This is a genomic window from Microbacterium sp. SA156 (genome assembly GCF_049065455.1).
Classification (GTDB): Bacteria; Actinomycetota; Actinomycetes; order Actinomycetales; family Microbacteriaceae; genus Microbacterium; species Microbacterium barkeri.
Map to the genome: position 1 here is coordinate 180,033 of NZ_JBAKGU010000003.1, position 18,058 is coordinate 198,090.

Below are 18,058 nucleotides of genomic sequence, written 5' to 3' on the forward strand. Positions count from 1 at the left end.
TAGCCTACCGTGATCGTTGTACCGCTCCAACGCGCGGTTCATCCCCATCCTCGCACCTGCAATGACGCCGCGGCCGGAAGGCCGGGCGAGACCTCGAAGGAGAGAGCCGATGCCCGAGAGCCTCGGAGTCGCCGTCATCGGAGCCGGCATGGCCGGCCGCGCCCACGCCGCGGCGTACCGTGCGGCGCCCACCGTCTACGCCCCGACGCTTCCGCCCATCCGCCTTGTGTCGATCGGCGACGTGAACGCCGAGTTCGGCTCCCTCGCCGCGCGGCGCTTCGGCTATGAGCGCAGCGACACGTCGTGGCAGGCGATCGCCGAGGCGCCCGACATCGACGTCGTCAGCGTCGTCGTGGCGAACCATCTCCACCGCGAGATCGTCGAAGGGCTCCTCGCCGCCGGCAAGCACGTCCTGTGCGAGAAGCCGCTCAGCGACAGCCTCGACGATGCGGTCGCCATGGCCGACGCCGCGCGCTCGGCGACGAGCATCGCGCGCGTCGGCTTCACCTACCGGCGCTCGCCCGGCATCGCGTATCTCCGCGACCTCGTGCGCAGCGGCGTGCTCGGCCGCGTGCTGCACGTCAGCGGACGCTACTGGACCGACTACGCCGCCGACCCGCACATCCCGATCAGCTGGCGCTTCAAGGGCGCGCAGGGCTCGGGAGCGCTCGCCGATGTGGGCAGCCACCTCGCGTACATCGCCGAGTTCATCGGCGGCGACATCGCGGAGGTGTCGGGTGGCCGCTTCGCCACCGTGATCTCCGAGCGTCCCGAGCCCCTCGGCGCCGTCATCGGCCACGAGCACGGCGCCGTGTCGGACACATTCGACACCGTCGAGAACGACGACTACGCCGCGTTCTCGTTCGACTTCGCGGATGGCGGAGCAGGGGCGATCGAGGTCTCGCGCGTCGCCTCGGGGCACGCGAACACGCTCGTCCTCGAGGTGTTCTGCGAGAACGGCTCGGCGTCGTTCGACTTCCGCACGCCGTCCGAGATCGGACTCATGCTCAACGAGGGCCCGGTCGCGCAGCGCGGCTTCCGGCGGGTGCTCCTCGGCCCCGAGCATCCGTACCTCAGAGGAGGTCTCGCCATGGACGCGACCGGTGTCGGGTTCGGTCAGAACGAGGGCTTCGTGTACCAGGCGCGGGCGTTCCTCGAGGAGGTCGCCGGCATCGAGGAGGCGGCATCGCTGCCGCGATGCGCGACGTTCGAGGAGGGAGTCCGCAACATGCGGCTGCTCCAGGCGGTGACGGAGTCTGCCGCGCGACACGGCGCGGCGGTCGCGATCCCGCAGGAGGTGCGCGCATGAGGCTGGGTGTCTACAACGCGATCCTGCACGACCGCGCGCTTCCCGAGGCGCTCGAGGTCATCGCGTCGCTCGGTCTCACGGGGATCGAGCTGAACGCGGGCGGATTCCTGCCGGCGGTCCACATCCCGTCCCTCGACGACATCCTCGTGTCCGACGCCGCGCGCGACGACTTCCTCGGGCAGTTCGAGGGGACCGGCGTCGAGATCGCCGGCCTCAACTGCAATGGCAACCCGCTGCACGCGAAGGCCGACATCCGCGCGCGGCACGCGGAGGACGTGCGCCGATCCATCCGCCTCGCTGCCCGCCTGGGTCAGACGCGCGTCGTCACGATGTCGGGTCTGCCGGGATCCGACGAGACGGCGCGATTCCCGAACTGGATCGTGAACGCCTGGAACTCGGCGCACCTCGACGTGCTCGACTACCAGTGGCGGGTCGTCGGCGACTTCTGGCGGGAGATCGACCGACTCGCTGCCGACCACGGCGTCAAGGTCGCGCTCGAGCTGCACCCGCAGAACGTCGTCTTCAACACCCGCGACGTGCATCGTCTCGTCGAGACGACCGGCGCGACGCACATCGGCGTCGAGCTCGACGCGTCGCACCTCTTCTGGCAGCAGATGGACCCCGTCGCGGTCGTGCGAGAGCTGGGCGAGCTCGTCTTCCACGCAGCGGCGAAGGATGTCCGCATCAATCGCGAGACCGCGCAGCTCTACGGCGTGCTCGACAACGGCTTCCGGCGGCTCGACCCGTCCGAGTCGCGCACGGGCCTCGGGGGCGACGAATGGGCGAACGAATGGCCGAAGCCCGCCGCCTGGGACTTCGTCGCGCTCGGCAAGGGGCACGACACGGCGTACTGGACGGAGTTCCTCCGTGCTCTGCACGAGGTCGACCCGGACATGTGGGTCAACATCGAGCACGAGGACGTCGAGCTCGGCCGCGTCGAAGGGCTCCAGGTGGCCGCGGCCGTGCTGCGGGACGCCGATCGAGCTCTGCAGGAGTCGCTCGGGCAGGGGTGAGTTCGCACAGGGCGGTTCTCGAGGCCGGGTCGCGGCGTTTCGACTCGCTCGTTCCTCGCTCGCTCAACGACCGGGGGAGGGATGGCCGATGGCGCCTTGCAGAGGGATGTGTCAGCGGGCGACCGCGTACGCCGCCCGCACACGTGCGAGGCGCTCGTCGAAGGCGGGCGGCAGCGGCGAGGGCAGGTCGCCGAGGGGGAACCACGCCAGGTCGTCCGACTCATCGCTCACCTGCAGTGCCACGGCGTCGCGGTCGACGACGGCCGCGACGCCGACGTCGAGGTGCGATGCGCATCGGCCGAACCGCGAGCTCAGAGGATGGTGGTCCAGATCGACGACCCGGACGTCGCGGAGGAGACCGCGGGAGACGCCCGTCTCCTCCTCGAGCTCGCGTGCGGCGGCCTGCGCGAGCGACGTGTCCCCGGCCTCCAGGTGGCCGCCCGGCTGCACCCAGAACCTCCCCTTGCCGTGGAGGCAGAGGAGGATCTGCTCGCCGGTCGAGTCGAAGACGAACAGGCTCGCCGTGAGGTGCGCGGGCGGTCCCTCGCGGTCGAGCGCGGCCGCGCCGTGCGCCTCGAGAGCCGCGACGAAGTCGTCGTGCGCGGGGACCGACGGCCCCACCAGGGCGACGGCCTCGCGCGCGGACGCGAGCAGGGAGGAGCGCGGGTCGATCACGGCTTCGAGCCTGTCACAGGCCGGGGACCGGAGCGAGGATCCGAGTGGCCGACAGTCGTCGGTGAAATCACCATGCACAGACCTAAAGCGAACCAGGGAGCAGATCGGTAAGACACTGACCGGTACCACTGTGCACATTGCCGCCCGATTTTGCTCGATCGGCCCATGAGGCGGATACTCATGTCGCGCGCGTCCCCGCGCACCGAGACCATGAGCATCCTCCGCACCCCGCACAGCGCCCTCGAGAGCGTCACGGTGGTCGGCCCCGGCCGACTCGGCCGGAGCATCGCCCGTGCCCTCCGGGCGGCCGGCGTCGTCGTGCACGGCCCGGTCGGGCGCGGCGAGGAGATCCCCGACGCGCCGGTCGTGCTGCTGTGCGTTCCGGACGGGGAGATCGCTGCCGCAGCGCGCGCCGCGACGGCGGCGGGGCGGATGATCGGCCACACCTCCGGCGCGGTGCCGATCCACGATGTCGACTTCGGCCTCCACCCCCTGCAGACGTTCACCGGCGATGACGACCCGGCCGTGTTCCGCGGTGTCGCGTGCGCGATCGCGGGGCGGTCGGACGAGGCGCTCGAGACCGCGACGGGCATCGCGCTCCTGCTCGGCGCACGCGCGTTCCCCCTCGATGAGGCCCACCGGGCGGCCTACCACGCAGCCGCGTCGGTCGCGGCGAACTTCCTCGTGACCATCGCCGATGCCGCGGAGCGGATCGCCGAGACCGCGGGCATCCCGGCCAAGGAGGCGCGCCTGCTCCTCGCGCCGCTCGTGCGGCGCACTGTCGAGAACTGGGCGTCGGGAGGACCGGCGACAGCCCTGACGGGCCCGATCGCCCGCGGGGACGAGGAGACGGTCGAGCGCCAGCGCGCGGCGATCTCGGCCGGCCGGCCCGAGCTCGTCCCGCTCTTCGACGAGCTGTGCGAGGCGACCCGCGCGCTCGCACGCAGGAAGGAGCACGCGACATGAGGATCGTGCGCACCGTGTCCGACATGCGCGCCGCCGTGCGCACCGCGCGAGCCGAGGGCGCCTCGATCGGCCTCGTCCCCACGATGGGGGCCTTCCACGAAGGACACCTCTCGCTCATGCGCCGTGCGCGGGAGGCGTCCGACGTCGTGGTCGTGTCGCTCTTCGTCAACCCGACGCAGTTCGGGGCGAACGAGGACCTCGGCTCCTATCCGCGCGACGAGGCCCGGGATGCCGCGCTCGCCGAGGAGGCGGGAGCCGACATCCTCTTCGCGCCGCCCGTCTCCGAGATGTATCCCGACGGCTTCGCCACGACCATCCATGTCTCCGGCATCACCGACGTGCTGTGCGGCGCGCACCGCGGCCCGCACCACTTCGACGGCGTCGCCACCGTCGTCGCCAAGCTGCTCTCGATCGTCACCCCTGACGTCGCCTTCTTCGGACAGAAGGATGCGCAGCAGGTGCTCGTCGTGCGCCGGCTCGTCCGCGACCTCGACCTGCCCGTGCGGATCGAGGCGTGCCCGATCGTCCGCGAGCCGGACGGCCTCGCGATGAGCTCGCGCAACGTCTACCTCGATGCCGCAGCGCGGGCGCAGGCGACCGCTCTGAACCGGGCGCTGACCGCGGCGGAGGATCTCGCGGCGCGGGGCGAGCGGGATGGCGCGGTGCTGCTCGCGGCCGCGCGATCCGTCCTCGGGGAGGCCGGCATCGAGCCCGAGTACCTCGAGCTGCGCGACGCCGAGCACCTCCGTCCTCTCGTCCGCGTCGATCGGGACGCGCTGCTCGCGGTCGCGGCCAGGGTCGGCGCCGCACGCCTCATCGACAACCGCATCCTCAAGGGAGAATCCTGATGCGCCGCATCATGCTCAAGTCGAAGATCCATCGCGCCACCATCACGGGAAGCGACCTCAACTACGTCGGCTCGATCACGATCGACCCCGATCTCCTCGAGGCGGCGGACATCCTCGAGCACGAGCAGGTGCACGTGCTCGACGTCGACAACGGGGCGCGCTTCGAGACGTACACGATCGCGGGGGAGCGGGGCTCGGGGGTCATGCAGGTCAACGGCGCTGCCGCCCGGCTCGTGCACGCGGGCGACACGATCATCGTCGTCTCCTACGCCGAGTACGACGAGAAGGACCTCGAGACGTACGAGCCCGTCGTCGTGCACGTCGACCGGGGCAACGGCATCATCCAGGTCGATGACGCGGTCGACCGTCTCCTGACGGCGCGCGCATGAGCACGCGGCCGGCGGCCCGCCCGCGCGTCGCGCTGGCCGACCTCGCCGCGCGCAAGGCCGCGGGCGAGCGCATCGCCATGGTGACCGCCTACGACCATCCCAGCGCGCAGGTGGCCGAGGCGGCAGGCGTCGACGTCGTGCTCGTGGGCGACTCGGCCGCGATGACGGTGCTCGGATACGACAGCACCGTGCCCGTCACCGTCGACGAGATGATCATGCTCACGGCCGCGGTCCGCAGGGGTCTGCAGAGCCCTCTGCTCGTCGCGGACCTGCCCTTCGGCTCGTACGAGGCCTCCGACGAGACCGCCGTCGCGACCGCGCAGCGCTTCGTGAAGGAGACGGGGTGCGATGCGGTCAAGATCGAGCGCGGCGGCACGTCGGTCGATCGCGCGCGCGCCATCGTCCGCGCGGGCATCCCCGTCATGGGGCATGTCGGCCTCACGCCGCAGACGGCGACCGCCCTCGGCGGATACCGCGCGCAGGGGCGAACCGCCGACGACGCGCTCGCGGTGTGCGAGAGCGCACTCGCGCTGCAGGAGGCCGGGTGCTTCGCGATCGTCTTCGAGGCGATCCCGAGCGACGTCACCGACGCCCTGATGCCTCGGATGAGCGTCCCCGTGATCGGCATCGGCGCGGGCCCCGCCACCGACGGCCAGGTGCTCGTATTCCATGACCTTCTCGGCATATACGGGGGTCGTGCGGCGCGCTTCGTCAAGCGGTACGCGGAGCTGCGGGGCGACATGATCGCCGGTGTCCAGTGCTATGTCGCGGAAGTGCGCGCGGGACAGTACCCCGCGACCGAGCACGGCTACTCCATGCCCGAAGAGGAATCTGCCCGGCTGAGGGAGCTGCTCGACGCGCTCTGACCCGCCGACTTGCGCGACCGCGGCTCCCTGCTACTCTGATCCGGTCCACACGGGAGTCCCAGCAGGGGCTGAGAACGAGCTGACGCTGCTCGCGACCGTCGAACCTGTTCGGGTCATGCCGGCGTAGGAAGTAGGAGCAGCTCTTTTGCGCACCCTGGAAGCGACGCATTCGCTCGCATATCTGCACGACGACGAGCACGGGATCCGGGTGCCGGTCACCCGCATCGCGCTCACGGACTCGCCGAACGGCGAGCGGAACGAGCCGTTCACGGCCTATCGGACGTCGGGTCCGGGCAGCGACCCGGTGCGGGGGCTGCCGCCGCTGAGAGCCGACTGGATCGCCGCACGCGGCGACGTCGAGGAGTACGACGGGCGCCCGCGCGACCTTCACGACGACGGCCGAGCGGCCGCGCGGCGCGGCGCCGCCTCCGCGGAGTGGCGGGGAGAGTCCGCCCGCCCGCGCCGCGCACGTCCCGGCCGGCGCGTGACGCAGATGCACTACGCGCGGCAGGGCGTCATCACGCCCGAGATGCGCTTCGTCGCGCTGCGCGAGGGGTGCGACGTCGAGCTCGTCCGCTCGGAGCTCGCGGCGGGGCGCGCGATCATCCCGAGCAACATCAACCATCCCGAGAGCGAGCCCATGATCATCGGGCGGGCGTTCCTCGTCAAGATCAACGCGAACATCGGGAACTCGGCCGTCACGAGCTCGATCGCCGAGGAGGTCGAGAAGCTCCAGTGGGCGACGACGTGGGGCGCCGACACGGTCATGGACCTCTCCACGGGCGACGACATCCACACGACGCGCGAGTGGATCATCCGCAACGCGCCCGTGCCGATCGGGACGGTCCCGATCTACCAGGCGCTCGAGAAGGTCGACGGGCAGGCGCATCGCCTCACCTGGGAGATCTTCCGCGACACCGTGATCGAGCAGTGCGAGCAGGGCGTCGACTACATGACGATCCACGCGGGCGTGCTGCTGCGCTACGTGCCGCTCACGGCAGAGCGGGTGACGGGCATCGTCTCGCGCGGCGGCTCGATCATGGCGGGCTGGTGCCTCGCCCACCATCGCGAGAACTTCCTCTACACGCACTTCGACGAGCTGTGCGAGATCTTCGCGCAGTACGACGTCGCGTTCTCGCTCGGCGACGGCCTGCGCCCCGGCTCGACGGCCGACGCCAACGACGCTGCGCAGTTCGCCGAGCTCGACACGCTCGCGGAGCTCACGCACCGGGCGTGGGAGCACGACGTGCAGGTCATGGTGGAGGGGCCGGGGCACGTGCCGCTGCACCTGGTCCGGGAGAACGTCGAGCGCCAGCAGGAGCTCTGCTCGGGGGCGCCCTTCTACACGCTCGGCCCCCTCGTCACCGACGTCGCCCCGGGGTACGACCACATCACCTCGGCGATCGGCGCGACCGAGATCGCACGGTGGGGCACCGCGATGCTCTGCTACGTCACGCCCAAGGAGCACCTGGGGCTGCCCAACCGCGACGACGTGAAGACGGGCGTCATCACGTACAAGATCGCGGCGCACGCGGCCGACCTCGCGAAGGGTCATCCGGGGGCGCGGGAGCGGGATGACGCGCTGTCGAAGGCGCGCTTCGAGTTCCGCTGGCGCGATCAGTTCGCCCTCTCGCTCGACCCCGACACGGCAGAGGCCTTCCACGACGAGACGCTCCCGGCCGAGCCGGCCAAGACGGCGCACTTCTGCTCGATGTGCGGCCCGAAGTTCTGCTCGATGCGGATCTCCCAGGACATCCGCGACCGCTTCGGCGGAGCCGAGGAGCAGGAGGCGATCGCGGCCATGCGCCGGAAGTCCGAGGAGTTCGTCGCCGCCGGCGCGTCCGTCTACCTCGACGAGCCCCGTGTCCGGAGCTGACAGCAGGGTCGACGTCGCCGTCGTCGGCGCAGGGATCGTCGGCACGGCGATCGCCGTCGCGTGTGCGCGCGCGGGGCGCTCGGTGCGACTCATCGACCCCCGCCCGGGAGACGGCGCGACGTATGCCGCGGCCGGAATGCTGAGCCCCGCGGGCGAGCTCCAGCACACCGAGCGCGCTGCCGTCGCGCTCCACCGCGCCGCGGCGGCCGCATACCCCGACTTCGTCGCATCGCTGCCCGGCGGCGCCGCGGCGTGCGGGTACGAGGCCGCCCCGACGCTTCTCGTCGGAGTCGACGACGCCGACCGCCGTCGGATCGTCGAGCTCGTGGACGCGGCGCCCGCCGTGCAGGCGGAGCGACGGAGCGTCCGAGAAGCGCGGGCCGCCGAGCCCCTGCTCGCGCCGGGACTCTCGTGCGCGTACGCGGCGGACGGCGACCATCGCGTCGATCCGCGTGCCCTCGTCCGCGCGCTTCGGGGCGCGCTCGCGCCATCCGCTCTCCGTCCGCTCGCGGCGAGGCGCCTGCTGCGCGGGCGGGGCGGTGCCGTGCACGGTGTCGAGCTCTCCGACGGGACGGCGATCGCCGCGGCCGAGGTGGTCATCGCGAACGCGCTCGGCGCGGCGGACCTGGGCGCGACGCCGCCCGGCGTGCTGCGCCCGGTGCACGGAGACATCCTCCGCCTCCACGCGGCGGGCCTCCCGCGCCTCGCGCACACGGTCCGCTCCCTCGTCCGCGGCCGTGCCGTCTACCTCGTGCCGCGTGTCGACGGCGGACTCGTCGTGGGCGCGACCGAGCGCGAGGACGCCGACGACGCGGTCTCCGCGGGGGGCGTGTCGGCGCTGCTGCGCGATGCGGCCGAGGTGATGCCGCTCGTCGACGAGTACCGCTTCGTCGAGGCGACCGCCCGCGCCCGTCCGGCGACCCCCGATCATCTGCCCCTCGTCGGGCGGACCGCCCCGGGCCTCGTCGTCGCGACGGGAACGCATCGCAACGGCGTGCTGCTCGCCCCGCTCATCGCAGACCTCTGCCGCCGCATCGTCGACGACGTCGCCCCGCCGCGCGGCGTCGAGGCCGACCTGCTCGACCCTGGGCGGTTCGCCCCCACCCGCCTCCAACCCGGGCGCGACGCCGCGCCCCGTGACCGTGAAGGAGTCCTCGCATGATCGAGATCGATGTCAACGGAAGTGCTCTGCGGCTGCCCGAGGGGGCGGCCGTGTCGACGGTCGTCTCGGCGCTCACGGGCCGCGCGGTGACGCCCGAGGGCACGGCCGAGGACGGCGCGCCCCTCGGCGTCGCGGTCGCGGTCGACGCGGTCCTCGTGCCGCGCGCCCGCTGGGGGTCGCATCGGCTCGGCCCGGGCGCGCGGGTCGAGGTGCTCACCGCGGCGCAGGGCGGCTGACGTGGAGCCGCTCGTCATCGACGGCGTCGCCCTGTCGTCGCGGCTCATCGTCGGCACGGGCGGTGCGCCGAGCCTCGAGGTGCTCGACGAGGCTCTGCGGGCGTCGGGCACCGAGCTCACGACGGTCGCCGTGCGGCGATACGGAAGCGGAGCTGGCGGCCTCTACGCCCTGCTGCGCGAGCGCGGCATCCGCCTCCTCCCCAACACCGCGGGCTGCCGCACGGCGCACGACGCGGTGCTCACGGCCGAGCTCGCGCGCGAGGCGTTCGGCACGAGCTGGATCAAGCTCGAGGTCGTCGCCGACGACACGACGCTCCTGCCCGACCCGGTCGAGCTGCTCGACGCCGCGGAGCGGCTCGTCGCGGAGGGCTTCACGGTCTTCGCGTACACGAACGACGACCCCGTCACGGCGCTGCGGCTCGAGCAGCTCGGGGTCGCGGCTGTCATGCCCCTCGGCGCGCCGATCGGAACGGGCCTCGGCATCCTCAACCCCCACAACATCGAGCTCATCGTGTCGCGCGCATCGGTTCCCGTCGTGCTCGACGCGGGCCTCGGCACGGCGTCGGAGGCGGCGCTCGCGATGGAGCTCGGCTGCGACGCGGTGCTCCTGGCGACCGCGGTGACCCGCGCGCACGACCCCGTGCGGATGGCCGCCGCGTTCCGCCATGCGGTCGAGGCGGGCCACCTCGCCGCGCACGCGGGGCGCATCCCCCGACGGCGGCACGCCCGCGCATCGTCGGAGACCGAGGGGATGGCGGTCCTGTGACGGCGCTCGTGGCACCCGGTCCGGCGCTCTCCGACGAGGAGCGGGAGCGGTACGGCCGGCAGCTCATCCTGCCCGGCATGGGCGATGCCGCGCAGCGCCGCCTCCGTGCGGCGCGCGTGCTCGTCGTGGGCGCGGGCGGCCTCGGCTCGCCCGTGCTGCTGGCGCTCGCCGCGGCGGGGGTGGGCGTGCTCGGCGTGGTCGACGACGACGCCGTCGAGCTCGGCAACCTGCAGCGCCAGGTGATCCACCGGGTCGCGGACATCGGACGACCGAAGACGGCATCCGCACGCGACGCCATCGCGGCGCGGAACCCCGGGATCGAGGTGCGCGCCCACGCCCTGCGTCTGGATGCGCGGAGCGCGGCCGGCGTTCTCGCGGACTACGACCTCGTCGTCGACGGCTCGGACAACTTCGCCACGCGGTACCTCGTCGACGACACGGCGGCGGCGCTCGGCCTTCCCCTCGTCTGGGGGTCGGTCCTCCGGTGGGAGGGCCAGGTCGGGGTCGTCTGGGCCGAGCGCGGCACGCGCTACCGCGACCTCTACCCGGATGCGCCGGGAGCGGCGCTCGACTGCGCGACGGCGGGCGTGTTCGGCCCGCTGTGCGCGCTCGTCGGCGCCCAGATGGCGGCCGAGGCGATCAAGCTCATCACGGGAGCAGGACGCCCCCTCCTCGGCCGCGTCGTCGTCGTGGACGCACTCGGCGCCGGATGGCGCGAGGTGGCGTTCGCGGCGGATGGCCCGGCGGAAGCCCCGGCGGATGGCGCGGCGCAGGCCCCAGCGGATGGCACGGCGGATGGCGCGGTGCCGATCGTCTCGGCCGCCGAGCTCCGCGATGCCCTGGCCGGGGGCGCCGCGCCTCTCGTCGTGGACGTGCGCGCGCCATCCGAGCCCGGGGCCATCCCGCATGCCGTCCGCTGGACGCTCGACGAGATCGAGGCGGGGGAGGAGCCGCCCGAAGCCGTGCGGCGTGCGCTCGTCGAGCGGCGCGAGGTCGTCGTGCACTGCGCCCTCGGGGTGCGGTCGCGCCGCGCGGCCGAGGTGCTCCGCGGGCGCCCGGAGTGGCGCGCTCATCCGCTCCGCTCGCTCGCGGGCGGGATCTCGGCGTGGCACGCGCTCGAGCAGGCCCCGGCGCCGACGTGCGCCGCGGCGCCGTGACGCGATTCGGGAAAACCCGAAAGAACGTCTCCGGCTGACTCTGGGGCGCCCGCGCGAGGGCCGCCCTAGCTTGGAGGCATGACCACACAGCTCGCCTCCGCTTCGACCGCGAGGACGTCGCGCCCGCTCCGGGTGGCCGGGGCGATCGCCCATCTCGCGGCGCTCGGCTTCCTGGGCGCCTTCGCGTTCACCGCTCTCTTCGGGCTGCTCGGCTTCGGCCTCGGCACCCTCCCGCTCCTCGGCTTCGGGCTCCTGCTGCTCGTCGCCTTCGTCTACGTCCTCTTCGCCGTCGCCTGGCTCGAGACCGCGCGTGTCGACGGGCTGTACGGCTTCGGCCTGCCCGCGCTCGCATGGCGCCCCCGCGTCGGCCCCGGCTTCGGCGGCTGGCTCCGCACGCTCCTGCGTCAGGCGGTCGACCCGCGCATGTGGCGGGCGATCGCCAACCTCGCGATCGCGACGGTCTTCGGCGTGATCGTCATGGGGCTCTTCCGCCTGCTCATCTGGTCCATCGCGATCTGCTTCGCTCCTCTCTCGGGCGCGGACACGGTGCGCGGCGCGTTCGGCCTCGAGTTCGCCGCCGCGTGGGCGCCGCTCGCCGGCATCCTGGGCGTCATCGTGACCGCTGCCGGGATCGTCGGGCTCGCGCTCCTGCACGGCGTGCTGAGCCGCGCGATCGTCGTGCCGTCGCAGGAGGAGCAGCTCGCCGCGCAGGCCCGCACCTCCGACGCGCAGCGAGCGGGGGCCGTGCGCGCCTCCGAGGTGGAGCGGACGCGCATCGAGCGCGATCTCCACGACGGCGTGCAGCCCCGTCTCGTCTCCGTCGGGATGACCCTCGGCCTGGCCCAGCAGAAGATCGACAGCGACCCCGATGCCGCCCGCTCGCTCATCGAGGAGGCGCACACCTCGACGAAGGCGGCCATCACCGAGCTCCGCCAGCTCGCGCGCGGCATCCACGCGTCCGTGCTCGACGACCGCGGCCTCGACGCGGCCCTGTCCGCGCTCGCCGGGCGCTCGCACATCCCCGTGCATCTCGACGTGCGGATGGACGGCCGGTGCAGCCGGGAGGCCGAGGCGGCCGTGTACTTCGCGATCGCGGAGTCGCTCACGAACGCCGCGAAGCACTCGCGTGCCGCGGAATGCCGGGTGATCGTGCGCCGCCGCGACGACGGCATGCTCTGGGCCCGCGTCGAGGACAACGGCATCGGCGGGGCGCGCGTGCTCCCCGGCGGCGGCCTCGACGGCATCTCGAACCGCATCCTGTCAGCGGGCGGCACCGTCCGCCTCGACAGCCCGAACGGCGGACCGACCGCCCTGGAGGTGAGCGTGCCATGCGCATCCTGATCTGCGAGGACTCGGTCCTCCTGCGCGAGGGCCTCGTGCGCCTCCTCGAGGACGCCGGCCACGAGATCGTCGCGGCCCTTCCCGACGCGAGCGATCTGCTGGCGACCGTGGAGGCATCCGCCCCGGATCTCTGCATCCTCGACGTGCGCCTCCCCCCGACCTTCACCGACGAGGGGATCCGCGCGGCGATCGAGGTGCGGGCGGCTCATCGCGAGCTCCCCGTCCTCGTCCTCTCGCAGTACGTCGAGGAGCGCTACGCGAGCGAGCTGATCACGGCGCAGGGCGGCGCGATCGGCTACCTCCTCAAGGACAGGGTCGCCGACGTCGCGGAGTTCGTCGAGTCGGTCGACCGCATCGCGCAGGGCGCGACCGTGCTCGACCCCGAGGTCGTCGCGCAGCTGCTCAGCCGGCGCACCCGCGACGAGCGGATGACGCGGCTCACGGAGCGCGAGCGCATGACGCTCGCTCTCATCGCGGAGGGCAAGTCGAACCAGGCGATCGCCGGCGTGCTCTTCGTCTCGGAGGCGAGCGTCGAGAAGTACGTCACCTCCATCTTCCAGAAGCTCGGCCTCGAGCCGGACGAGTCGGGCAACCGCCGCGTTCTCGCAGCTCTCGCCCACATCGAGAACACGGGCGGAACGCCCCAGACAGGAGCGACACGATGAGCACCCCCACCACCCCGCCGGCCTTCGATCCGTCGGCGTACGATCCCGCGGCCGTGCCCCCGCGCCCGGCGCCTCCCACCCCTCCCGCATCGGGCGGCAAGGTCGTCGCGCTCGTCGTCGCGGTGATCGGCGGCGTCGCGCTGCTGGGCACCGCCATCGGCTCGGGCGTCGCCGCGGCGCGCGGCGCGTTCTCGGTCGACGAGACCCTCACGGCGGCGGCCGCAGGCGTGACCTCCCTCGACATCGACGCCTCCGGGGCCTCCTTCGCGATCGCCTACGGCGACGTCGACGAGGCCGTGCTCGAGGTGACGAACGCGGATGACGGATGGCGCGTCTCGCGCGACGGCGGCGAGCTGTCGGTCGACCGCCGCGACGGGTTCTTCCGCGGCTGGTGGTTCGGCGGCGACTGGTTCGGGGGCGACTGGTTCGACGACGAGCAGACCGTCGTGCTGACGCTGCCGGAGCGCCTGAAGGGCGCGGGCCTCGATGTCGACCTCTCGCTCTCGGGCGGCAGCCTCACGGCCGAGGGCGACTTCGGCGAGGTCGACGCCGAGGTCGGGGCGGGGTACCTGAGCTTCGACGGCTCGGCCGCGTCGCTCGAGGTCGATCTGAGCGCGGGCCAGGCCGACCTCGCGCTCGCCGACGTCGCGGAGGCTGGCTTCACGGTCGCTGCGGGCCGTCTCGACGCCGAGCTCACGGGCGACGCGCCCGCCGAGGTGACGGTCGACGTGAGCGCGGGCTCGCTCGACCTCGTGCTCCCCGACGAGACCTACGCCGTGCGCTCCGACGTCTCGGCAGGCGACTTCGACAACCGCCTCGACGTCGAGAGCTCGTCGCCGCGCGAGATCTCGGTGCAGGTCGCGGCAGGGGATGCGACCCTCCGACCGGGTGGCGCCTCCGCGCGCTGACGCGCTGCCGCACCGCGAGCCGGCCCCGGGTTCCGCCCGTGGCCGGCTCGCGGCGCGTTCGGTCGCTGCGCGATGCCCCGGGTCCGGTCGTTGAGCGAGCGGAGCGAGTCGAAACGCGGGGCGTTCGGAGGCTGGGTTGCGGCATTTCGTCTCGGTCGCTGCGCTCCCTCGCTCAATGTCCGGAGGGGGAGTCCGGATCGTCTCGGTCGTCGCGCGATGCCTCCGGTCCGGTCGTTGAGCGAGCGGAGCGAGCCGAAACGGAGTGAGGTTCCGAAGACGTGCAGAGCGGACATCCCGGATCGTTCGGCGAACGGTGAACCTCGTGGCACAGGATGGAGGGCATGGCTCAGGATCGTCGTCGGCGCGTGATGGAGAGCGTCCGCAGGGCGCTGTGGAGCGACGCGTCGAAGGCCGCCCCCACCGAGCTGCTCACGGTCGTCGACGACGCGATGGCCGTGCGGATCATCGACCTCGCGATGCGGGTGGCCGAGGTCATGCTGTCGGTCGGCGCGTCGGCGAAGGAGGTCGTGCTCGCGGCCCTGCGCATCACCCGCGCCTACGGGCTCAAGAGCGTGCACGTCGACGTGACCTACAACTCCGTGACGGTGTCGGATCACCGCGGAGGCGACGACCTGCCGATAACCCTCATGCAGGTCGTGCGGTCGGCCGTTCCCGATCACGCGAAGCTCCAGCGCCTCCAGGCGCTCGTGACCGAGATCGAGGAGGGCCTCGAGCTCGGCGAGGCGCGGGCGCGGTTCCGCCAGATCCGCCGCACGCCGTTCCTCTATCAGCCCGGCGTCGTGATCACGGTGCAGGCGCTCCTCGCGGTCGGCGTCGGCGTGATGTTCGGCGCGTCGTGGATCGCGCTGGCCGTGACCTTCCTCGCCGCGCTGGGCGTCGCCGGCTCCCAGGCGGGGCTCGCGAAGCTGCGCGTGCCCATGTTCTTCAGCCAGGTGGTCGGCGCGTTCACGCTCGTCGCCGTCACGGTCGTCGTCGCGCTCCTGTCGCGCCTCGGCGTCGAGCCGTTCACCGACGTCCGCTCGACGATCGTCGTCTCCTCGGGCATCGTGCTCATGCTCGCGGGTCTCGCCGTCGTCGGCGCCGCGCAGGACGCGATCGACGGATTCGCGCTCACCGCGGGAGGGCGCATCCTCGAGCTCACCCTGCAGACCCTCGGCGTCGTGCTCGGCATCGTGGTCGGGCTGCAGCTCGCGAGCGCGCTCGGCGTCGGCCTGCAGCTGCCGAGCGAGGCGCTGCCGTTCGGGCCGTTCGCGGGTCAGATCGTCGGCGCGGTGATCGTGGCGATCACCGTCGCGGTCATGAACGGCGCCGGCCTCCGCATCGTCGTCGTGAGCGTCCTGCTCGCGACGATCGCCTGGACCGGCTACGCGGTGCCCTCGGCGGCCGGACTCGACGCCGCCGGAGCGAGCTTCGCGGGGGCGTTCGCCGCGAGCCTCGTCGGCGCGCTCATCGCCCAGCGCCTGCACGTGCCATCCGTCGCCGTGACGACGGCAGCGATCGTCCCCCTCGTCCCGGGCTCCGCCGTGTTCCGGGGTCTTCTCGGGATGGTCGAGGCCGGCGACGACACCGCGCGGCTCATCGTCGCGACGCAGGCGCTCGTGACCGCCGGCATGATCGGCATCGCGCTCGCCGCAGGCGCGACCCTCGGCCTGTTCATCGGCTCCCCGCTGCGCGCGACCCTGGACGGCGTGCGGATGAGGGTGCGGACGACCGCGCGCCCCCGGGCCGCCGCTGGCACCGGGAAGCTCGTGCCGGTCCCGCCGCGCGGCGAGGCCGACGGCGCCGCGATCCGGGATCAGTAGGCTGACGTCATGGACCTGAGAGTCGCCGCCTACGCCGTCATCGTCGACGAGGCCGAGCGCGTGCTGCTCTCGCGCTGGATCGAGGGGTCGAAGCCCGCCTGGACGATGCCGGGCGGCGGGATGGACCCCGGCGAGCATCCCGCTCAGACCTGCCGACGCGAGGTGCGCGAGGAGACGGGCTACGAGGTCGAGCTCGGGGACGTCATCGGGATCGACTCGGTCGTCATCCCCGCCCGCAAGCGGCTCGCGGGGACCGGCGACATGCAGGCGCTGCGGATCGTCTACCGGGCGACGATCACGGGCGGGTCCCTCGCCTACGAGCTCGACGGGTCGACCGACATGGCCGAGTGGATCCCGCTCAGCCGCGTGCGGTCGATCGAGCGGGTCTCGTTCGTCGACACCGCCCTGCGGATGGCCGGACTCCTGTGACGAAGGGAACGCACGTGAACGGTCGGATCCTGCTCGTGAACGGGCCGAATCTCAACCTCCTCGGCACGCGCGAGCCCGAGATCTACGGCTCGGACACGCTCGACGACGTCGTGGCGCTCGTCGAGCGGACGGCCGCGGATCTCGGATTCGAGGTGCGGGCCATCCAGAGCAACCACGAGGGCGCGCTCGTCGACGCGATCCACGAGGCGCGGGGCGACTGCGACGCGGTGGTGATCAACCCCGGCGCGCTCACCCACACGTCGGTCGCGCTGCGCGACGCCCTCACCGGCGTGCACCTGCCCTTCGCGGAGGTGCACATCTCGAACGTGCACGCGCGCGAGCCGTTCCGCCACCACTCGTACCTGTCGGATGTCGCCAGCTGCGTGATCGTCGGAGCGGGCGTGCAGGGCTACGCGTTCGCGGTGCAGCGCCTCGCGGCTCTGCTCGCTCCCGCGCGCTGACCGCGGCCTACTCGAACGGCGCTGCGAGGCCGAGACCCTCGCAGAAGTCCTCCGTGGATGCGTACTGCTCGTTGGGCAGCACGGCGAGCCGGCGATCCTGCATCATGCACACGGTCGGGTTCACGACCCGCACCATCTCGACGTCGCCGTCGGTCGGCACCGCGTTGTAGCCCGCCATGCAGAACTCGAGGGCCTGCGCGACCCGATCCTCGAGAGCGAGCGTGCGGTCGCGATCGCGGTCGTCGTCGACGAACGACGTCGTGCCGTGCGGCGCCGACAGGTCGGCCGTCGTGTAGCAGTCGAAGCTCACGTTGAGGTCGTCGGGCTTCGCCATCTCGACGAGGATGGCGCCCGCGGTGGTGACGGCGACGACGAGCGCGGTCGTGGCCGCGGTGAACGTCAGCCTCGAGCGGCGGCGTGCGCGGTTCCGGGCGATCTCGGCGAAGATCTTGCGGCGCATCGACGCGACCTGGTCGTCGGTCGGGGGGTGCAGTCTCATGATCCCTGCTCACGGAAGGCGCCGCGGAGGGAGCTGCGCAGCTCGGCCCTGGCACGCGACAGGCGGTTCCGCACCGTCCCGTCGGTGACGCCGAGCGCGTGCGCCGCCTGCCGGTAGGTCATCCCCCGGTCGAGGCAGAGGTGGACCAGCTCCTGGTCCCGCGGCGAGAGTCGGCCGATCGCCTCGGCGATCGTCAGGGAGAGCTCGGCCTGCAGGGCGCGGCTCTCGGGCGACGCCGTCGGATCGGCGACGTCGTGCTCTCCGGCATCGAGGTGCGCGTGATCCTTCGCGCGCTTCCGCAGATGCGCGTACGAGAGGTTGCGGCACGTGACCATGAGCCAGGGGAGGGCGGATCCGTCGGCGGTGCGGATCCTCGCGGCCTTCTTGAACGCGACCACGAAGACCTCCTGCGTCACGTCCTCGACGTCGCGCGGTGAGATGCCGAGGCTCAGCGCGAAGCGGAAGACCGTGCGCACGTGGCGCTCGTAGATCGTGGCGAACGCCGTGTGGTCTCCGCGTGCGACCGCGTCGAGCAGCGCCTCGTCGGCCTGCGACGGCACGGCTGCCACGTCGTGTTCCACTGCGTTCACACCCTGTAATGCTCCGGTGTCCCGAATCGTCTCACACTTCGTCCGCGGCGTGTCCCCCATTCGGAGGACACAACGCCTT

General features: G+C 72.5%; 20 protein-coding genes and 1 riboswitch. Of the genes, 17 read left to right on the plus strand and 3 right to left on the minus strand.

Translation table 11 applies throughout. The annotated features are described in order from the left end of the window. The first annotated feature begins 109 nt into the window (after window positions 1-109). Together ACOWU6_RS04410 and ACOWU6_RS04415 are read left to right on the plus strand one after the other, a co-directional pair. The gene (locus ACOWU6_RS04410) at window positions 110-1,309 is read left to right on the plus strand and encodes a Gfo/Idh/MocA family protein (protein ID WP_421074848.1); all 1,200 of its coding nucleotides are present in this window, start codon (window positions 110-112) and stop codon (window positions 1,307-1,309) included. After that, entirely contained in the window at window positions 1,306-2,322 is a 1,017-nt protein-coding gene (locus ACOWU6_RS04415) for a sugar phosphate isomerase/epimerase family protein (protein WP_421074849.1), read from the plus strand. The genes ACOWU6_RS04410 and ACOWU6_RS04415 overlap by 4 nt, the downstream gene beginning before the upstream one ends. Before the next feature lie 111 nt (window positions 2,323-2,433). On the opposite strand, the gene ACOWU6_RS04420 is transcribed toward ACOWU6_RS04415, so the two are convergent. Continuing rightward, a complete protein-coding gene (locus tag ACOWU6_RS04420; RefSeq protein WP_421074850.1) occupies window positions 2,434-2,997 on the minus strand; it encodes an NUDIX hydrolase in 564 nt (187 codons plus the stop codon). Between the two features lie 180 nt (window positions 2,998-3,177). On the opposite strand from ACOWU6_RS04420, the gene ACOWU6_RS04425 reads away from it, so the two are divergent. The 15 genes from ACOWU6_RS04425 (at window position 3,178) to aroQ (ending at window position 16,890) form a co-directional block, all read left to right on the plus strand. Next, window positions 3,178-3,963, plus strand: a complete 786-nt coding sequence (locus tag ACOWU6_RS04425) for a DUF2520 domain-containing protein (protein ID WP_421074851.1) — start codon at window positions 3,178-3,180, stop codon at window positions 3,961-3,963. Continuing rightward, the gene (panC, locus tag ACOWU6_RS04430) at window positions 3,960-4,811 is read left to right on the plus strand and encodes a pantoate--beta-alanine ligase (RefSeq protein WP_421074852.1); all 852 of its coding nucleotides are present in this window, start codon (window positions 3,960-3,962) and stop codon (window positions 4,809-4,811) included. Before ACOWU6_RS04425 ends, panC begins: the two co-directional genes overlap by 4 nt. Further along, the gene (gene panD, locus ACOWU6_RS04435; RefSeq protein ID WP_271172509.1) at window positions 4,811-5,200 is read left to right on the plus strand and encodes an aspartate 1-decarboxylase; all 390 of its coding nucleotides are present in this window, start codon (window positions 4,811-4,813) and stop codon (window positions 5,198-5,200) included. The genes panC and panD overlap by 1 nt, the downstream gene beginning before the upstream one ends. After that, a complete protein-coding gene (gene panB, locus ACOWU6_RS04440) occupies window positions 5,197-6,066 on the plus strand; it encodes a 3-methyl-2-oxobutanoate hydroxymethyltransferase (RefSeq protein WP_421074853.1) in 870 nt (289 codons plus the stop codon). The genes panD and panB overlap by 4 nt, the downstream gene beginning before the upstream one ends. 39 nt (window positions 6,067-6,105) lie before the next feature. Continuing rightward, window positions 6,106-6,213, plus strand: a riboswitch (TPP riboswitch). Further along, window positions 6,212-7,942, plus strand: a complete 1,731-nt coding sequence (gene thiC / locus ACOWU6_RS04445; RefSeq protein WP_282978339.1) for a phosphomethylpyrimidine synthase ThiC — start codon at window positions 6,212-6,214, stop codon at window positions 7,940-7,942. (Overlaps the previous riboswitch by 2 nt.) Further along, a complete protein-coding gene (locus ACOWU6_RS04450; protein ID WP_421074854.1) occupies window positions 7,929-9,104 on the plus strand; it encodes an FAD-dependent oxidoreductase in 1,176 nt (391 codons plus the stop codon). Before thiC ends, ACOWU6_RS04450 begins: the two co-directional genes overlap by 14 nt. Further along, window positions 9,101-9,340: a sulfur carrier protein ThiS gene (gene thiS / locus ACOWU6_RS04455; RefSeq protein ID WP_271172505.1), complete on the plus strand. Its 240-nt coding sequence runs from the start codon at window positions 9,101-9,103 to the stop codon at window positions 9,338-9,340. The genes ACOWU6_RS04450 and thiS overlap by 4 nt, the downstream gene beginning before the upstream one ends. 1 nt (window position 9,341) lies before the next feature. Next, window positions 9,342-10,106 carry a thiazole synthase gene (locus ACOWU6_RS04460; RefSeq protein ID WP_271172504.1) on the plus strand — a complete coding sequence of 255 codons (765 nt, stop codon included), beginning with the start codon at window positions 9,342-9,344 and terminating at the stop codon, window positions 10,104-10,106. Then, window positions 10,103-11,263 (plus strand): ThiF family adenylyltransferase, encoded by a 1,161-nt coding sequence (locus ACOWU6_RS04465; protein WP_421074855.1) that lies wholly within the window; start codon window positions 10,103-10,105, stop codon window positions 11,261-11,263. Before ACOWU6_RS04460 ends, ACOWU6_RS04465 begins: the two co-directional genes overlap by 4 nt. 78 nt (window positions 11,264-11,341) lie before the next feature. After that, window positions 11,342-12,604, plus strand: a complete 1,263-nt coding sequence (locus tag ACOWU6_RS04470; protein ID WP_282978335.1) for a sensor histidine kinase — start codon at window positions 11,342-11,344, stop codon at window positions 12,602-12,604. After that, complete coding sequence (locus ACOWU6_RS04475) at window positions 12,592-13,269, plus strand: response regulator transcription factor (RefSeq protein ID WP_421074856.1); 678 nt, start codon at window positions 12,592-12,594, stop codon at window positions 13,267-13,269. The genes ACOWU6_RS04470 and ACOWU6_RS04475 overlap by 13 nt, the downstream gene beginning before the upstream one ends. Then, window positions 13,266-14,177: a hypothetical protein gene (locus tag ACOWU6_RS04480; protein WP_421074857.1), complete on the plus strand. Its 912-nt coding sequence runs from the start codon at window positions 13,266-13,268 to the stop codon at window positions 14,175-14,177. Before ACOWU6_RS04475 ends, ACOWU6_RS04480 begins: the two co-directional genes overlap by 4 nt. 341 nt (window positions 14,178-14,518) lie before the next feature. Continuing rightward, window positions 14,519-16,000 (plus strand): threonine/serine ThrE exporter family protein, encoded by a 1,482-nt coding sequence (locus ACOWU6_RS04485; RefSeq protein WP_271172499.1) that lies wholly within the window; start codon window positions 14,519-14,521, stop codon window positions 15,998-16,000. 9 nt (window positions 16,001-16,009) lie between these two features. Continuing rightward, window positions 16,010-16,429 carry an NUDIX hydrolase gene (locus ACOWU6_RS04490; RefSeq protein ID WP_271172498.1) on the plus strand — a complete coding sequence of 140 codons (420 nt, stop codon included), beginning with the start codon at window positions 16,010-16,012 and terminating at the stop codon, window positions 16,427-16,429. A 14-nt stretch (window positions 16,430-16,443) separates the two neighbouring features. Continuing rightward, entirely contained in the window at window positions 16,444-16,890 is a 447-nt protein-coding gene (aroQ, locus tag ACOWU6_RS04495; RefSeq protein WP_271172497.1) for a type II 3-dehydroquinate dehydratase, read from the plus strand. A 7-nt stretch (window positions 16,891-16,897) separates the two neighbouring features. Here aroQ and ACOWU6_RS04500 read toward each other — a convergent pair whose 3' ends face one another. Continuing rightward, window positions 16,898-17,389 carry a hypothetical protein gene (locus ACOWU6_RS04500; protein WP_421074858.1) on the minus strand — a complete coding sequence of 164 codons (492 nt, stop codon included), beginning with the start codon at window positions 17,387-17,389 and terminating at the stop codon, window positions 16,898-16,900. Further along, the gene (locus ACOWU6_RS04505; protein WP_421074859.1) at window positions 17,386-17,979 is read right to left on the minus strand and encodes an RNA polymerase sigma factor; all 594 of its coding nucleotides are present in this window, start codon (window positions 17,977-17,979) and stop codon (window positions 17,386-17,388) included. Before ACOWU6_RS04505 ends, ACOWU6_RS04500 begins: the two co-directional genes overlap by 4 nt. Window positions 17,980-18,058 lie beyond the last annotated feature (79 nt).

Bases quoted from the DNA above. Each gene is read 5' to 3' on its own strand.
- ACOWU6_RS04410 (WP_421074848.1), top strand. From the start codon at position 110: ATGCCCGAGAGCCTCGGAGTCGCCGTCATCGGAGCCGGCATGGCCGGC.
- ACOWU6_RS04415 (WP_421074849.1), top strand. From the start codon at position 1,306: ATGAGGCTGGGTGTCTACAACGCGATCCTGCACGACCGCGCGCTTCCC.
- ACOWU6_RS04425 (WP_421074851.1), top strand. From the start codon at position 3,178: ATGTCGCGCGCGTCCCCGCGCACCGAGACCATGAGCATCCTCCGCACC.
- panC (WP_421074852.1), top strand. From the start codon at position 3,960: ATGAGGATCGTGCGCACCGTGTCCGACATGCGCGCCGCCGTGCGCACC.
- panD (WP_271172509.1), top strand. From the start codon at position 4,811: ATGCGCCGCATCATGCTCAAGTCGAAGATCCATCGCGCCACCATCACG.
- panB (WP_421074853.1), top strand. From the start codon at position 5,197: ATGAGCACGCGGCCGGCGGCCCGCCCGCGCGTCGCGCTGGCCGACCTC.
- thiS (WP_271172505.1), top strand. From the start codon at position 9,101: ATGATCGAGATCGATGTCAACGGAAGTGCTCTGCGGCTGCCCGAGGGG.
- ACOWU6_RS04470 (WP_282978335.1), top strand. From the start codon at position 11,342: ATGACCACACAGCTCGCCTCCGCTTCGACCGCGAGGACGTCGCGCCCG.
- ACOWU6_RS04475 (WP_421074856.1), top strand. From the start codon at position 12,592: ATGCGCATCCTGATCTGCGAGGACTCGGTCCTCCTGCGCGAGGGCCTC.
- ACOWU6_RS04480 (WP_421074857.1), top strand. From the start codon at position 13,266: ATGAGCACCCCCACCACCCCGCCGGCCTTCGATCCGTCGGCGTACGAT.
- ACOWU6_RS04485 (WP_271172499.1), top strand. From the start codon at position 14,519: ATGGCTCAGGATCGTCGTCGGCGCGTGATGGAGAGCGTCCGCAGGGCG.
- ACOWU6_RS04490 (WP_271172498.1), top strand. From the start codon at position 16,010: ATGGACCTGAGAGTCGCCGCCTACGCCGTCATCGTCGACGAGGCCGAG.
- ACOWU6_RS04500 (WP_421074858.1), bottom strand. From the start codon at position 17,389: ATGAGACTGCACCCCCCGACCGACGACCAGGTCGCGTCGATGCGCCGC.